This is a genomic window from Shewanella sp. N2AIL, assembly GCF_022690845.1.
Lineage (GTDB): Bacteria > Pseudomonadota > Gammaproteobacteria > Enterobacterales > Shewanellaceae > Shewanella > Shewanella baltica.
On sequence record NZ_JALBYT010000021.1, the window covers coordinates 31755 to 47244 of the forward strand.

Annotated in this window: 11 protein-coding genes; 6 read left to right on the plus strand and 5 right to left on the minus strand. The window is 47.8% G+C overall.

The annotated features are described in order from the left end of the window. Window positions 1-10 precede the first annotated feature (10 nt). The 4 genes from purT (at window position 11) to MO387_RS13340 (ending at window position 7176) form a co-directional block, all read left to right on the plus strand. Complete coding sequence (gene purT, locus MO387_RS13325; RefSeq protein WP_107946718.1) at window positions 11-1186, plus strand: formate-dependent phosphoribosylglycinamide formyltransferase; 1176 nt, start codon at window positions 11-13, stop codon at window positions 1184-1186. A 363-nt stretch (window positions 1187-1549) separates the two neighbouring features. After that, window positions 1550-3274: an RluA family pseudouridine synthase gene (locus MO387_RS13330; RefSeq protein ID WP_107946717.1), complete on the plus strand. Its 1725-nt coding sequence runs from the start codon at window positions 1550-1552 to the stop codon at window positions 3272-3274. Window positions 3275-3443: 169 nt separating this feature from the next. Beyond that, complete coding sequence (locus tag MO387_RS13335; protein WP_107946716.1) at window positions 3444-4904, plus strand: DUF3142 domain-containing protein; 1461 nt, start codon at window positions 3444-3446, stop codon at window positions 4902-4904. After that, window positions 4894-7176 (plus strand): hypothetical protein, encoded by a 2283-nt coding sequence (locus MO387_RS13340; protein WP_107946715.1) that lies wholly within the window; start codon window positions 4894-4896, stop codon window positions 7174-7176. Before MO387_RS13335 ends, MO387_RS13340 begins: the two co-directional genes overlap by 11 nt. Before the next feature lie 61 nt (window positions 7177-7237). Here MO387_RS13340 and MO387_RS13345 read toward each other — a convergent pair whose 3' ends face one another. The 5 genes from MO387_RS13345 to MO387_RS13365 form a co-directional block, all read right to left on the minus strand. After that, window positions 7238-8191, minus strand: a complete 954-nt coding sequence (locus MO387_RS13345) for a D-2-hydroxyacid dehydrogenase (protein ID WP_107946714.1) — start codon at window positions 8189-8191, stop codon at window positions 7238-7240. Window positions 8192-8226: 35 nt separating this feature from the next. Then, on the minus strand, window positions 8227-8859 hold the full coding sequence (locus MO387_RS13350; RefSeq protein ID WP_107946713.1) for an outer membrane beta-barrel protein: 633 nt from the start codon (window positions 8857-8859) through the stop codon (window positions 8227-8229). Between the two features lie 41 nt (window positions 8860-8900). Next, window positions 8901-9689, minus strand: coding sequence for a co-chaperone DjlA (djlA, locus tag MO387_RS13355; protein ID WP_107946712.1), 789 nt, complete (start codon window positions 9687-9689; stop codon window positions 8901-8903). Between the two features lie 69 nt (window positions 9690-9758). Next, window positions 9759-10445 (minus strand): N-acetylmuramate alpha-1-phosphate uridylyltransferase MurU, encoded by a 687-nt coding sequence (gene murU, locus MO387_RS13360; protein WP_107402466.1) that lies wholly within the window; start codon window positions 10443-10445, stop codon window positions 9759-9761. Beyond that, window positions 10442-11485 carry a phosphotransferase gene (locus tag MO387_RS13365; protein WP_234420999.1) on the minus strand — a complete coding sequence of 348 codons (1044 nt, stop codon included), beginning with the start codon at window positions 11483-11485 and terminating at the stop codon, window positions 10442-10444. The genes murU and MO387_RS13365 overlap by 4 nt, the downstream gene beginning before the upstream one ends. 159 nt (window positions 11486-11644) lie before the next feature. On the opposite strand from MO387_RS13365, the gene lptD reads away from it, so the two are divergent. Continuing rightward, entirely contained in the window at window positions 11645-13942 is a 2298-nt protein-coding gene (gene lptD, locus MO387_RS13370) for an LPS assembly protein LptD (RefSeq protein ID WP_107946710.1), read from the plus strand. Between the two features lie 242 nt (window positions 13943-14184). Continuing rightward, window positions 14185-15489 carry a peptidylprolyl isomerase SurA gene (surA, locus tag MO387_RS13375; protein WP_107946709.1) on the plus strand — a complete coding sequence of 435 codons (1305 nt, stop codon included), beginning with the start codon at window positions 14185-14187 and terminating at the stop codon, window positions 15487-15489. Window position 15490 lies beyond the last annotated feature (1 nt).

The following is a 15490-nucleotide window of genomic DNA, read 5'->3' on the forward strand; positions in this document are numbered from 1 at the left end:
GGAATCACACATGATAGGCACTCCCTACACTGAGGGCGCACGACGCGCCATGTTGCTCGGCTGCGGTGAACTTGGCAAAGAAGTGGCCATTGAACTGCAACGCTTAGGCGTTGAAGTGATTGGCGTTGACCGTTACCCCAACGCCCCCGCCATGCAAGTCGCCCATCGCTCCCATGTGATCAATATGCTCGATGCTAAAGCCCTGCGTGCAGTTATCGAGTTAGAAAAACCGCACTTAGTCATCCCAGAAATTGAAGCCATCGCCACCCAAACCTTAGTGGACATGGAAGCCGAAGGGGTAAATATAATCCCAACAGCTCGGGCAACTAAGCTCACTATGGACAGAGAAGGGATTCGTCGCCTCGCCGCTGAGACCTTAGGTTTACCGACTTCTCCGTATTTTTTCTGTGATACTGAAACCGAATTTAATCAAGCGATTAGTGAAATAGGCGTGCCCTGCGTGGTTAAGCCAGTCATGAGCTCATCAGGCAAAGGTCAGAGCGTTATTCGCGATATCGCCCTCAGCCATAAAGCGTGGCAATACGCCCAAAAAGGCGGACGTGCTGGCGGCGGTCGCGTGATAGTCGAAGGCTTTATTCCCTTCGATTATGAAATCACCCTGTTAACCATCAGCGCAGTCAACGGCATTCATTTTTGTGCGCCCATTGGCCACAGGCAAGAAGATGGCGATTACCGTGAGTCATGGCAGCCACAAGCTATGTCCGATGAAGTGTTAGCAAAATCCCAAGCGATCGCGAGCAAAGTCGTCGAAGCCCTTGGCGGGTATGGATTATTTGGCGTAGAGCTGTTTGTTAAGGGCCATGAAGTGTATTTCTCCGAGGTCTCACCAAGACCACATGACACAGGGCTCGTGACACTTATCAGCCAAGACTTATCTGAATTTGCCCTACATGTTAGAGCGATTCTGGGTCTGCCAATCCCAAATATCCATCAGCATGGGCCAAGCGCCTCGGCGGTAATTTTGGCCGAAGGCACCTCAAGCAATATCCGCTACCAAGGTATTGCCGCTGCATTAGAGGCGGTCAACACTCAGCTTAGATTATTCGCCAAACCCGATATTGATGGCCGCCGCCGCTTAGGTGTCGCGCTTGCCCGTGATATCGATATCGACAGCGCAGTCAGCAAAGCACTCGATAGCGCCAGTAAAGTGAAGGTCATCTTTTAAGCGGGTTTAGCTGCTTAAAATTGGCTTCAAGCACAAGCTACAAATCAAAGGGAAATGCGCTTCAACGCCATTTCCCTTTTTCAATGCACACAGTACAACATCAAGAACCTTTACCAATAAAAAGTGACCCACCCAAACCGACAGAGTAAACTAGCACCCTTGTCTTGTGGCCTTACTTTGCAAGCAAAGCAAAACAAACCCTGTGGTCTGAGCGTAATTTCGGGCAAGTTGTTCAGAGCTTTTTATTGCGAGCGCTTATTAAGACGATTGATTTCGAGCTGTGACTTAATTCAAACGTGAAACAAGTAAAACCCAACAATAACAAATCATTAGTAATAGAAACCAATAGTAGTAGAAATCCATATGCAGCTTCAGCCTTCTTGCTTTATCTCTTTCACACAAGCCATTGATGCCTATGCCCTGCCGCAGCGTTTTACCTTTCCTTTCTATTACGAACCACATCCGCTATGCGTGCTTGCAGCCAACGAATTACAACAACACCTTGAGACTCAAAGTGATTGGCAGCATAACTTTGGCCTAACGGGTGAGTTAACCGGCGCCATTGGCAAGATGTTCGGCGTATTGCTGGTGCAAACCCCACAGGGCGAAGTGGGCTATTTATCGGCATTTTCGGGTAAGTTGGCTGAACAAAACCATTGGCCGCGCTTCGTTCCACCTGTATTTGATATGCTGGCTAAGGACAATTTTTTCCACGCCGAAAACCTGCAAATCAATCAAATTAACGAACAGCTACTTACAGTAGAAAACCATCCCGACATTCCGAGGCTATCAACCGAGCTAGAAACTGAACAAGCTCAAGCGCAAGCCGAACTTGCCGCCCACAGACAAGTGATGATCGATGGCCGCCAATCTCGCAAGGCGCAGCGTAATCAACTCGCAGCCCAATTGGCTGCCAATCCGACTGATGAGACCTTGCGTGAAAACGCAATAACTGAAGCAAAGCTCAGTCAAGAAAGCATCAATGAAAAGAATCAGTTAAGAGATATTAAACGCTATTGGGATGAACGTATCCATACCATCAGCCAAGCGCTAAGCCAACTGACAGATGAGCGCGATGCGTTACGACAACAGCGCAAACGACTCTCGGCGGCGCTGCAGCAAAAGCTGTTTGAGCAGTATCGTTTTTTGAATATTAAAGGCACAGAAAAGAGCCTTAACGGCATTTTTAACGGTACGGTTGAATTAACCCCGCCAGCAGGCTCGGGCGAATGTGCCGCGCCTAAGTTGTTACATTACGCCTTTAAACATGACCTTAAACCATTGGCGATTGCCGAGTTTTGGTGGGGCGCACCGCCAAAATCAGAAATCCGCCAGCATAAGCAGTTTTATCCTGCCTGTCTGCGTAAATGCCAGCCTATTTTGGGGCATATGCTCGAAGGACTCGTGGTCGATGAAAACCCTCTGCTGACCAACCCTGCCGAAGGCAAAACCTTAGCCATCCTCTACCAAGACGATGCGATGGCGATTGTGAATAAACCCGCCGAGTTTTTATCCGTGCCCGGCAAAGAAATTGAAGACTCAGTGTATTCGCGCTTGCGCCAAACCTTTCCCCATGCCACAGGGCCGCTAATCGTCCACAGGCTCGATATGTCGACCTCGGGATTAATGGTGATAGCACTGACAAAAGATGCCCATAAACAGCTGCAAAAACAGTTTATCCAGCGCACTGTGACTAAACGTTATGTGGCACTTTTAGCGGGAATTCCTGCGGTAATGGCGAATGAGCAAGCGACGGGTAACATCTCTTTACCCTTGCGTGGTGATTTAGACGATAGACCGAGACAACTCGTTTGCCATGAGTTTGGTAAAGCAGCCGAAACCCATTGGGAATTGAGCCAACTTGATGAAATGGCACGTACAGCCCGCGTGTATCTGTATCCAAAAACAGGCAGAACCCATCAACTCAGGGTTCACTGCGCCCACTCAGAGGGGCTAAATACACCGATTGTCGGTGACGACCTCTACGGCACTCGCGCCAATCGCCTGCATCTGCATGCGGATTTATTGATGCTTCAGCATCCCGTTACCCGTGAACGGATGCGCTTTCAGGTCGATCCTGATTTTTGAGATCTGAGTTCTAATATTGATTAACAAGGCACCCAAGGAAGAACCAAGCTTAGGGTGATATCTGTGCTTGAAGATTAAGATTTGATGCAGGCTTTTTGACCTCGATGTAAAAGCGGGCTTTTTCGGGCATAGTAATGCCTCACTCAAAAACGGAATCGATAGCAGTAGTATGGGCATAGGCAATCTGGTTAAAAACATTAGCCGAAATCAAGGGTTCTTATGCGCTTTGCTGAGCGCCGCCGTATTCATGAGCGCCTGTCAGCCCGCATCGGAACCGAGTGAACTCATAGCAAACCCAAATGCCAGTCATACAGCAGAAGTCACCTCCGTAACTGCAATGCCTCGCGAACCACTTTCGCAAGAAGTCTATATCTGGCAGCGCCAATGGCGCCGCGCTAATCAAACGGCATTAGTGCAAAGCCAAGGGGTATTCCAAGGATTACGTATTTTAGCGCTGCAAGCGCACCCAAAACCCAATGGTGCAGATATTTGGTTTGAAGTCGCGGTCAATCATGCTTGGCTTCAGGCCGATCCTAGACCTAAAGTCGCCGTGATCCGCTTAGATGGTCAGTTCGAGCATTTAAATGATGAACAAGTGATCCATAAAATCAGCCAAGTACTTAACAGTTGGCAAGCAAAAGGCACACACATCACAGGTGTTGAAATCGACCACGACAGCGCTAGCAGCAAACTGCCCGCCTATCGGGATTTTCTTAAGAAGCTTAAAGCGCAGCTACCCGCAGAGCTCAAACTCAGCATTACCGCCCTGCCCGTTTGGCTCAATAGCACCGATTTCCCCGCATTGCTCACTTATATTGATGAACTCGTGCTGCAAATTCACAGCGTAAGCGACCCACGCCTCGGACTATTCGATGCGACTCAAGGTTGGCAGTGGGTGCAGCAACTCTCAAATATCAGCACTGTGCCTTACCTTATTGCGCTCCCCGCTTACGGCTCGGCGGTCATCAGCACAGCTTCAGGTTATAAAGTGGAGAGTGAAACACCGCTACGGGGTCAACTCAATGACTCCCATGCTGTTGAGGAACTGATGGCAGATCCGCAAGTGTTACAAGCTTTTGTGCACAAACTGCAAAGCCGCACTGATGCCAAGCTTAAAGGCATTATCTGGTTCAGGCTCCCGCTGGAAGGAGATAAAAGGGTTTGGCCACTCGGCACCTTAATCGCTGTGGCGCAGCAAGGTGAGCTTACCGCCAAGATTGAATTAGTGCTCTCAAGCGATAACGATATTCAAACAATATTAGCCACTGAAAATAAGGCTAAAAGCCAACAAATCCTCAAGCCACAGCTCTTCCAATTGAGCTTAATTAATCACGGTAATATTGCTGGCGACATTCCCGCGAGTTTGTCCCTAGCGGGACAAGCTTGCAGCGGGTATGATGCGCAAAATGGCTATCGCGTGATACAAAAAAATGGGCTGTTAATCTGGCAGTGGCGAGCTGAAAATATCGCCGCATTGGCGCCGACTGACACTGCTCCAAGCGCGACGAACATGCCAATGCCGCAAGCACACAAACAAACTCAAAAACACATGCTCAACCCTGGCGGCCAGAAAGTGATAGGCTGGGCACGTTGTGAGTCATTATATTTACAGGGAATTTATGCGCCATAAGCCAACATCATCGTCCACAATGGCAAAATCCAATCGGGCTTTTATGCTTAAAAAGACCACGCTTATCTGTTTAAGCCTATTTTCGCCAATGCTATTGGCCTGCGGCCCCGACTTCCCTTTGCAATTGACTCAAGACAGACAGAGTAATCTCAGTTATTTACCGCAAACCTCTTTCAGCCAGCAGCTTACCGCCCTCGCAAAACCTTTGCCTTGGCAGTATCAAGATGCGCCAGCTGCGCAGGAATATCTGTGGGATGAAGTGCATAGCCGTTATCTGTCACAAACTCGTGCTTTTGAAAACAGCGAATTAAGTGAAGCCCATTTGATCTTAGTGAACACACTAAGGGATGCGACAGGTCCAATCGAGGCCGAACAAATGGCTGCGAAGTTGGATAAGGATTTGCCCCAAGCGCTGACCTGGTACACCTTAGGCGCCGTGGCGTTTGAGGCAAAAGATTATGATAGAGCGAGTAACTATTTCAGTAAAATCATTAAATTACCAGAAAGCGAACGCGCATCTCGCAGCCTGTGGGCACTCTATTCGCTATCGCGTATCGAGCTTATCTTAAGTAAAACCTCAGCGGATCCTGAGCACTTTAATCGTGCCAACGCTTACCTGACTCAATTGCAAACCGAAGTCGCCCAAGGCGCCGCCGATCCCCTGCGCTTGAGCTTAGCAAGCCTAGGTGAGCAGGCTTATATCCTGCTGCACCAAGGCCAGCCGAGCCCACAAGTTGCCAATCAAGGTGCAGATGGTACTGAGCTACAAATGATGCTCAACCCTGATGCACTGAATAAGGCTATTGAGCTCTATGCCACCCAATCAGTACAGGGCGATAGCGGCGGTTATGATTCCTTATTGATGTTAAGCCGTACCTTGATGGGGAAAGACATTGCTGAGCTGAAACCGTTGCTGCAACAGACAAGCGTGCAGCAGTTATTGATTGCCTATTGGCAAAGCAGCACCAATGAATTTGCCTACGATGGCCAGCTTTCGGAAATGGGCTCAAAGGTAGCTGACATCCTCAAAGTGTTTCCAACCGATGGTTTACAGCTCAACCATGGCGATAAATTAGCGGCAATTTATTACCAGCTAGGGGATTACGCTAGTGCTGAGCGCCTATTGACGCTCGCGAAACCCAGCGGCCTCACTTGGTGGCTAACCGCTAAATTAATGCTACAAAAGGGCGATCAAGCAGAGGCGGCCAAGGCCTATGCTCAGGCGGCGCGTCACTTCCCCAAACAATCCAATGAAGCATTGGCTACAGTTGATGCCAAAGAGACTCAGCAGCAAGCCATTAATGCCGATGAAGATACAGCCACTTACTGCCGTATTCGCGCCGAGCAAGGGGTGTTATCCCTAGAGCGCGGCGAATATGTCGATGCGCTCAATCACTTACTCGCCAGCGGTGACGAATACTGGCAAGACATCGCCTATGTGGCGGAGCGCGTGCTCACCACGGCTGAACTTAAGTTATTTGTCGATGAGCATGTGCCGCTTATCGCCTTCGAATATCCTAAAGATAGCGACTGGTACGATAATATAGAGCCGATTAACAATCGCTTACGCTACTTGTTAGGTCGTAGATTATTACGTGAAGGCGCAATTGCCGAAGCGCCTGCATATTTCCCTAATCCGAATCTTAATGCCAGCGCCCTCACCTATGGCACTGAGCTGAACGCGGCGAAAAGTGCAACAGGCATAGATAGCGCTAAGGCCTATTGGGCGGCGGCCGAACTTGCCCGCCATCAAGGTATGGAAATCTTAGGGTTTGAATTAGCTCCAGATTACGCTATCTACCAAGGGGTATTCGATCTAAGCGATTGGAATGAACCGAGCAAGTTAGCAGAAAAAGAACAGTTGCGGTTAAGCGCCAGCCAAGCCGTTCCCGATAAACGCTTTCATTATCGCTACACGGCGGCGGAACTGGCCAACAAGGCATCGGATCATGTGCCCCACAACAGCCAAGCCTATGCCGCGCTACTCTGCCAAGCCACGGGTTGGGTATTGTATCGAGATCAAGAACTTGCCCTACGCTACTACAAAAAATACGTCGCCAACGGCCCCTTTGTGCCTTGGGCCGAAAACTTTGGTATGCAGTGCGAAACGCCCGATTTTGACGGGGCAGAAAAACGAGCACAGGCCAATGAAATTGCAGAATGGAACGCCCTGTACCACAAGCTGAAAAAGCCCGTCGTATTTGGCGTATTAGCCATCACGGGTTTATTGGGTGTGTGGTGGATGCGTAGAAGAAAGACTAAAAATAACTAACCATTCAGGTCTTTCTCTCTTAACGTCGATATGATGAAAAGAGAGAAAGACGCATACCGCTTTACTTGTTCACACAGTTAATCACTTCACCCTGCAAATAACCGTGCACATTCGCCACGGCAATATTGAGTAGACTTTGTCTCGCTTCCTTAGTAGCCCACGCATTGTGGGGACTAATGCTGATATTCGGCGCATGCAACAAGGGATTATCCGCGCTGGGCGGCTCGGTCGATAATACATCGACACCGGCAAATAAGCGATTTTGCAAAAGCGCAGCAGCAAGCGCGGCCTCATCAATTAATCCACCGCGCGCCGTATTAATAAGCAGCGCATTAGGCTTCATCAAAGCAAGAGTTTGCTGATTGATAAACTGCTCAGTTTCAGGGGTAAGTGGGCAATGCAGCGAGATAATATCTGATTCGCTCAGCACAGTATCACGCGGTAACCAAGTGGCACCTTGGGGCAAGTCTTTGATAATAGAGCGGGTATTGACGAGCACTTTCATCCCGAATGCAAGGGCGATCGTCCCAACCTGCTGGCCGATATCACCATAACCTATTAAACCTAAAGTCTTGCCTTTTAAGGATTGCAGCGGCATTAAGGTGAAACAAAAATCTTGGCAGTTCACCCACTGACCATCGACCACGGCTTGATGATGGGCAGCCACAGCTTGGGTGTGATGCAGTATATGGGCAAAAACCATCTGCGCTACGGCATCGGGCGCATAGGCGGGCACATTCGTAACCACTATGCCTTGCGCTTTAGCTGCCGCTATATCAACAACGTTAGTGCCCGTTGCCAATACACCTATATATTTCAGTTCCGGAAGTTGCGCCAGAGTCTTAGCATTAAGCGGCGTTTTATTGGTGAGAATGATCTCTGCACCTTGGGCACGCGCGACAATATCGGCACCAGCGGTGCGGGGGAAACACGCAAACTCGCCTAATTCAGTCAAGGATTGCCAACTGAGATCGCCAGGATTTAAAGTTTCGCCATCGAGTACTACTATCTTCATGTCGCTAAATCTCCTTTTAAAACGATGTGTTAGTGCTAAAAGCTGACTTTGAGCCCAAGGTTAGCCTGCGCCTGCCACATCACATCCGACGTAATGTGCCATAGGCATTCATCTTCATTGCAAAACAACGAACTGTCGCTGTTGATAAACGTCGCGTAACCGCGGATATCTGCAAACAAACCAAAGTGTTGAGTGACTTGATACTCTACCCCACCGCCAATCCCCATAGAGAAACGCGTTTCACTCGACCAAGCGTCAGGCAGCATGCGGGTGATCCCTGCACTTGCGGTGACGTAGGGTCGAATATCGCCACGGGGAAAATATAAAGTGCCGCCTAAGTGGATGTAATCTAAGTCTAATGAGGTAAGGCGATCGGGCGTAAACAAACCACCACTTTTGAGTTCAGAGGCTTGGTGGCTGTATAAAAGATAAATATTACCGGGATCATTCGTGCCAATACCCAGCATCAGGCCGTAATGACTCGACTCCTCGACCTTCACATTTTTCTTGTCGCCCGTTTGATCTGCGTTGACCTCAACTTGATTAACATCAAATTGACCGCCACCCAGACTATAACCGCCAAAAGGTGCGACAAACACCTCAGCCTGCACGGACATAGTCACAGGTAACAAACTCGCCAACAGCAACAGGCTATGCGTGTTTTTCATAATGAATTCCTTATCTTTTATAAAATCCAAAGCAATCAAGACTAACGCATACCACGCTCAGACTTGACTCTGTCATAGGCCGCTTGAATATCCTGTGCCTTACGATTTGCCAGCTCCATCATTTCCGGTGGCAAGCCCTTAGCGACTAACTTATCGGGATGGTGTTCGTTCATCAACTTACGGTAAGCTCGCTTAACCTCTTGGTCGCTGGCCTCGTTAGTAATCCCCAACAAACTGTAGGCATCGGTAATCGATGTTTTGTTACCACTTGAGGTCTGATGAAAGCGAAACTCCGCTTGCCAGCGCTTCAGTAATTCATCTAACTGCGCTCGACCATAACCTAACTCTTGGGCAATCGTCATCAAGATAGCGTGTTCAGCGGGATCCAGTTCACCATCGGACAATGCCGTTTGGATCTGAATTTCGATGAACATCTGCACTAACTCTTTGCGTCCCATGGTAATAACGCGGAAAGCTTGTAGGCTGCTGCGTAGATCAAAATCCGCCGATTTCCCCTCGCGAAACGCCTGCTGTGCTTCTTTACGGGCTTCACCGGTTAAGCGCATTTGATCCATCAACAGGGTCGCGATGCGAATATCGGTTTCAGTCACCTGTCCCGACGCTTTCGCCACATGCCCCATCACCGCAAAGGTGGTATTGAAGAAGATCGCTTGGCGATTCTTAGCCTGCCCTAGAACCTCGCGAAACCCCACGCCAGAAGCCGCGCGCTTATCGTAGAGGTGTCCGAGCCACAAACCTAGCAGTGCACCAAAAATACGGCCGAACATAAAGCCAATGACAAATCCAAAAAACTTACCCCAAAGCCGCATCTTATTTCCTGATTTCTATTATGTATTTGATGTGCCAGCGAAATCCTATGGATAAGCCAACACGGATATTTAGGTATTGCTTTGTAATCTGAGTTCGAGCCCTTGCAAGCGTGCTATCGTGCCAACATCGCACCAAAGTCCCTCAAACAGCCCGCCACTGACTCGGCCTTGAGCCATTTGTGCTCTCAACAACGGACCGAGTGCAAACGCCCCCTGCGGCGTCTGATTAAACAGCGACGGCCGATAAATGCCCATGCCAGAGAAAGTGTATTTAGTCTCACCAAGCTCCTGCACTCGATTGCCATCCAAGGCGAAATCCCCCTGCGGATGCTGCTCAGGATTAGGCACTAGCCACAAATGAGCGAGCGAATCGGCAGCAAGCTGCGTGATTGGCGGTAAGGTATCAATAAACACATCACCATTAATAACCCAAAAGGGCTCATCACTTTCACCCTCTTCACCCTCACACAACAAAGGCAAAGCCCGTTTAATGCCGCCGCCAGTTTCGAGCGCACTCTCTTCGGCGCTATAGCGAATTTGCACCCCAAAAGCACTACCATCGCCCAGCGCCTCGACTAATTTATGCCCTAGCCAAGCATGGTTGATGACGATATCGACTATGCCTAACGCGGCAAGTTTTTCAATATGATAAACAATCAACGGTTTACCTAATACTGGCACCATAGGTTTAGGCATATTATCCGTTAACGGCCGTAACCTCTCACCTCGTCCGGCGGCCAAGATCATGGCTTTCATTGCTTAACCTCAGATAAAGACTGGCTAGCTGTAAACGCAGGCAACACGCGACGAGTCAACCAGTGTGCAAATGGCACGAGTTCGGGATACTGCATGGCAATATCGACAATATACGTTAATGTCAGTGGAATATCCGCCATATACGCAGGTTTACTGTCACGATAATTTAACCGTGCAAAAATCCCCACCGCCTTGATGTGACGCTGCAAGCCCATGAGATCAAACCAAGTTTGGTATTGTTCCAAAGTAGTCAGTGCGGGAATGAAGCCTAGCGCGAGTGCTTGCTGATAATGATATTGCATCAAGTCTGCGACTAACGGCTGCGGCCAGCGAATATAACAATCACGCAATAGCGATACCGCGTCGTAGGTCACAGGGCCGACGACAGCATCCTGAAAATCAATTACGCACAATTTACCTGCTTGCAGCATAAGATTGCGGCTATGGAAATCTCTGTGCATCCCCACGCTAGGTTGCGAAAGGGCATTATCAACGAGCAGATCGAAGCTATCGCTTAGCATTTGCAGCTCTGACTCGTCCAATGACAAATTAAGATGAGTGCCGAGTAGCCACTCAGTAAAGATGTGCAATTCACGGCGAACAAAGGCTTCGTCGTACAGCGGTAAGGGCTCAACTAGGCCACTATCAAAATGCTGACTTGCAACCACAGAGGCCACTTGCGGCAGTAAATCGAGTGCCTGACGATAATAGTCAGCCACATTTTGCACGTTAAGCACAGATAACAGCTGGGTATCGCCTAAGTCGCTCATCAGCATAAAACCTTGAGCAGTGTCGGCATGGATCACTTTTGGAACTGTCAATCCCGCGGCGGCATAGGCATTAGATAAGGCGATAAAGGGCGCGATGGGCACCAGTTGTGGCGGTGAATCGGCGGCGATAAAGGTGGCATCGGGCGTCGTGATCCGAAAGTAACGTCTAAAACTTGCGTCACCGGAAATCAATATCGGTGTCACCTCATCGGAAAAATATGCATTCAGCCACTGATTTAGGGAAAGAAATCTCGGATCGGATAAAGTCATTTCATGGCTCTTAAAGAAAAATTGCTTTATTATAGCTGGCATATAATTTGGAAACAGCTAAGAAATTGAGAGATTTATTAAGCGGCGTTGCGTTTGTAAATTGCAACTTTCCCCATCCATACTTGTCCAGAATAAGAAATCATAATTACTGACCTAAAGATGCAGATCCGATACCTTCTGGCCCTGAGCCTGTTACCGCAATTAGTCCTGGCAGACGACTCTCCAACCGCTTCGGCATCTCAATGCTTAATCGAACCGCCAGTACCCCGTATCGTATCTCAAACCCAAGGGATGAGTGCGGCTGAACTCAACAAAATTCGTATCACGTCTGATAATACCAATGCCGAAATGGGCAAACAGGCGATTTTCCGTGGTGATGTGGTTTTTAGCCAAGGCGATAGACACATAGCGGCCGATGAGGCGATTTTAGATCAAGCGACCGAACAGTTTGATGCCAATGGTAATTTAGTCTTCCAAGACAGTAACTTCACTGTTACCGCCGAGTCATTACAAGCTCAAATGCGCTCCAATCGTGCCACCCTTAAAGGGGCGCAATATTGGCTGCATGGACAACAGGTCCATGGCGATGCAGAAAAGCTGCAAATTACCATCAATAACAATTTAATTTTAACCAATACTAACTTTACCACTTGTCCACCCGACAATGTCTCTTGGCTGCTCGAAGCCGAGAAAATCAAGATTAACAGTGAAGAAGAATGGGGCGAAATTTGGAATGCCAAGTTAAGAGTCGGCGGCGTGCCTGTATTCTACATTCCCTACATGACAGTGCCGGTTTCTGATAAACGTAAGTCGGGTTTCCTCTACCCCAGCTTTAGCACCAGTACCACCAATGGCGTCGAATTTTCTGCGCCCTATTACTGGAACATTGCCCCTGAATATGATTTAACCTTTACACCTAACTATATGTCTAACCGTGGTTTATTCACTAAGACTGAGTTTGGTTATTTAGCAGGCGAGGCTCAAAAAGGTCGAGTCAATTTTGAATATCTAGGCAACGATCAATTGATCAGTGGTAGCCCTAATCGCTACCTGTATAACTGGCAACATCAAGGGTCAATCGACAAGAATTGGCGGGTATTAGCTAATTTTACCGACGTGTCAGACAACAACTATTTCAATGACTTAAAGTCGGATGTTAACCGTGCTACCGACAACCAATTGTCGCGCATAGGTGAAATCAGCTACTTCGAAAGTAACTGGGATATCAGCACCCGAGTCCAAGATATTAAAGTACTCGGTGAAGATGAAAAACCGTATCAGGTGATGCCTCAGGTCAACTTTAACTATCGTGCTGCCGATTTTTGGAATAATTTAGATTTTGGTTTTAATTCGGAGCTGACTAATTTTGCCCATCAAGACAACAATGTAAATACGGCGACGCGTTTACATATGGCACCGAGCGTGACTCTGCCGATTCACGGACCTTCGGGCTCACTCACCAGCCAAGTGAAGTTAATGCAGACCAATTATTGGCAACAGAATAACGATCCTAATGAAGATCTGGACGACATAGTAAGCCGAACCATTCCACAGGTACGGATTAATGGTCAGATTAATTTCGAGCGTTTTACTGAGCTTTTCGATGAAAACTATCGCCAAACACTCGAGCCGCAATTCCAATATCTTTATGTCGGCTACGAAGACCAACGTGGTATAGGTATTTATGATACGGCCCAATTGCAGGATGACTATTTTGGTCTATTCCGTGATCGCCGCTTCTCGGGGCTGGATCGCATTTCCGATGCGAATCAAATTACGCTTGGTTTAACAACTCGCTTGTTCGACGATCACAACCAAGAAGCGACTAAATTTAGCCTAGGGCAAATTTTTTACTTGCAAGACAGTAAAGTCGGTTATGAAGACAATATTTTTGAATCAAATCAATCTACATCAGTACTAGCCGCCGAGTTAGATACACGTTTAACGAATAATTGGTACATGGGTGCGGCAATTCAGTACGACACCAACACCAGCGAAAATAAAAAAACGGAAGTCACTTTAGACTTCAGACCCGAAGCGAACAAATTACTGCAATTTAGTTATCGTTACGTTCCTGATTTATTGAACTCCAATACCAATGATACTGTGAACATCTCCCAAGCGGGCGTTCGTGGTGCTTGGCCTATCAGTGACGATCTCTATTTCGTGGGTAATTGGTATTATGACTTAAACGAAAGCCGCGGCATTGAAACCTACACAGGTATTCAATACGAATCATGCTGTTATGCGGTGCGATTTAGTTATCACTACCGCATTAAAACCAATTATGACGACAACATAGGCTCTGCTGCTATCGACTCCCGTGAGCAATTTGAAAGCGGCTTCTACCTGAACTTAGTCATTAAAGGACTCGGTGGTTCTGGCCCATTAGGCGTATCAGATATGCTCAATGACGGCCTGTTTAACTACAGAAAACCGCTTTATCTGAGGAATTAGCAAAGAATTGTGATAAATTGCTGAACCTCAACAAGGACTGAGAGTCCAAACAGGTTAATGAGTGCCTTACCGTTTGCCTTTTGCTAACGCTAATAAAAGCGGACCTAAAGGGTTAACCATGCACTCAAATGCATCGCCAAAAAATTACATTAGGGCAACTCGCTGTAATTTCGATATAAATGGTAAAGTTATTTCAATTAAGCCGTCGAACCTGACCTTAGAACGTGCCAAGGATTTTGTGGATGAAACCCAGTAAACATCTGATTTTTGCTTTATTTGCACTCGCTATCAGCCAACCTACATTGGCCGCACCTCAGCCACTCGACCGCGTTGCGGTCCAAATTAACGACGGCATAGTGCTCGAAAGTGAAATCGCTAACATGATTGACACTGTTAAAGCCAATGCCAAAACGGCAAACCAATCGTTACCTTCTGACAGTGCCCTGCGTACTCAGGTGATTGAACGTTTGATTTTGACCCGTTTACAACTGCAAATGGCAGATCGTATTGGCCTGCATATTGGTGACTTACAATTAGACCAAGCGATTGAAAACATCGCACGCGAACAAAAAATATCTGTGGCGCAGATGCAACAGAAAATTGAAAGCGAAGGGTTAAGCTTCAGCCAATACCGCGAGCAGTTGCGCGAAGAAATCACCTTAGGTGAAATTCAACGTATTCAAGTACAACGTCGTATCCAAGTGTCACCACAGGAAATTACTAGCCTAGTCAAACTCATCCAAGAACAAGGGATGAAAGATGTGGAATACCAAATTGGCCACATCCTGATTGACGTGCCAAATAATCCTACCAGTGAACAACTGGAATCCTCGAGCAAACGTGCCAATATCGTTTTGGAGCGTTTAAAGAGTGGTGAAGATTTCCGTCGTACTGCTATCGCATCTTCTTCGGGCCCTAAAGCACTCGAAGGCGGTATTTGGGACTACATGAACATCAACGAAATGCCAACCCTGTTCGCCGAAGTGATCAACGGTGCGAAAACGGGTGACATTATCGGCCCGATTAAGAGTGGTGCAGGTTTCCATATCATTAAGATCATGGATGCTCGCGGCCTACAAACCAAAGAAATTGAAGAAGTCAGAGCGCGCCACATTTTGCTCAAACCATCGCCAATTTTGTCGGAAGATCGTGCTAAAGCCATGCTTGAGCAATTCCTGAAGCAAATTCGCTCAGGTGAAGCTAAGTTTGAAGACCTAGCGCGTCAATATTCTGAAGATCCAGGTTCAGCCACTAAAGGCGGCGAATTAGGTTGGGCAGAGCCAAGCATTTACGTGCCAGAGTTCGCTCAAACCCTTAACAGTTTAAAAACCGACCAGATCAGCGAGCCATTCCGTACCACTCACGGTTGGCACATTACCCAGTTAGAAGAACGCAGAAAAACCGATGCCACGGATCAGTTCAACAGTAACCGTGCGCACCAGTTGATCTTCCGTCGCAAATTTAACGAAGAACTGCAAAACTGGCTAGACGAAATGCGTTCAGACGCATACATTGAAATCTTCCAGCCAGAGACCAATCGAGGTTAAT

Bases quoted from the DNA above. Each gene is read 5' to 3' on its own strand.
- purT (WP_107946718.1), top strand. From the start codon at position 11: ATGATAGGCACTCCCTACACTGAGGGCGCACGACGCGCCATGTTGCTC.
- MO387_RS13330 (WP_107946717.1), top strand. From the start codon at position 1,550: ATGCAGCTTCAGCCTTCTTGCTTTATCTCTTTCACACAAGCCATTGAT.
- MO387_RS13335 (WP_107946716.1), top strand. From the start codon at position 3,444: ATGGGCATAGGCAATCTGGTTAAAAACATTAGCCGAAATCAAGGGTTC.
- MO387_RS13340 (WP_107946715.1), top strand. From the start codon at position 4,894: ATGCGCCATAAGCCAACATCATCGTCCACAATGGCAAAATCCAATCGG.
- MO387_RS13345 (WP_107946714.1), bottom strand. From the start codon at position 8,191: ATGAAGATAGTAGTACTCGATGGCGAAACTTTAAATCCTGGCGATCTC.
- MO387_RS13350 (WP_107946713.1), bottom strand. From the start codon at position 8,859: ATGAAAAACACGCATAGCCTGTTGCTGTTGGCGAGTTTGTTACCTGTG.
- djlA (WP_107946712.1), bottom strand. From the start codon at position 9,689: ATGCGGCTTTGGGGTAAGTTTTTTGGATTTGTCATTGGCTTTATGTTC.
- murU (WP_107402466.1), bottom strand. From the start codon at position 10,445: ATGAAAGCCATGATCTTGGCCGCCGGACGAGGTGAGAGGTTACGGCCG.
- MO387_RS13365 (WP_234420999.1), bottom strand. From the start codon at position 11,485: ATGACTTTATCCGATCCGAGATTTCTTTCCCTAAATCAGTGGCTGAAT.
- lptD (WP_107946710.1), top strand. From the start codon at position 11,645: ATGCAGATCCGATACCTTCTGGCCCTGAGCCTGTTACCGCAATTAGTC.
- surA (WP_107946709.1), top strand. From the start codon at position 14,185: ATGAAACCCAGTAAACATCTGATTTTTGCTTTATTTGCACTCGCTATC.